The organism is Bartonella florencae, assembly GCF_000312525.1.
GTDB lineage: Bacteria > Pseudomonadota > Alphaproteobacteria > Rhizobiales > Rhizobiaceae > Bartonella > Bartonella florencae.
Map to the genome: position 1 here is coordinate 1 of NZ_HE997508.1, position 456 is coordinate 456.

2 pseudogenes are annotated in these 456 nt (G+C 43.0%); both read left to right on the forward strand.

Annotation, left to right across the window (positions count from 1 at the left end):
- A pseudogene (locus BN202_RS10060) lies at positions 1-230 on the forward strand (hypothetical protein); the annotation flags it as partial.
- Between the two features lie 14 nt (positions 231-244).
- Positions 245-456 (forward strand): annotated as a pseudogene (locus tag BN202_RS09090) (dATP/dGTP diphosphohydrolase domain-containing protein); the annotation flags it as partial.

The window sequence follows — 456 nt, forward strand, 5'->3', positions numbered from 1 at the left end:
ATGCCGTGGTTACTAGCAATGCTGAAGTTTTTGGCAATGCCGAGGTTAATGGCAATGCCGAAGTTTTTGGCAAAGCAAATGTTTCTGGTGATGCGCGGGTTTTCGGTAAAGCAAATGTTTCTGGTGATATGAAGATTTACGGCAAAGCCTATGTGTTTGGTAGTGCATGGCTTTTTGGCAATAACAGTGTTTATGGTCATGCCCGTGTTTCTGGAAATGAACCGTTTTAAGGTAGGCAATAATCATGCAAAAGAAATACGAACTGACTGATGAGACAACAGAGGTTGGAAGTAAAACTCTTCACCGTATCCGCGCTTTAAAAGACTTTGGAAACGTCAAGAAAGGTGATCTTGGCGGCTTTATTGAACATGAAGGTAACCTATCTCATGAGGGAGATTGCTGGGTAGCTGGTGCGGATGGACCCTTTGACAGTGGATATGTTTTTGGCAATGCTAA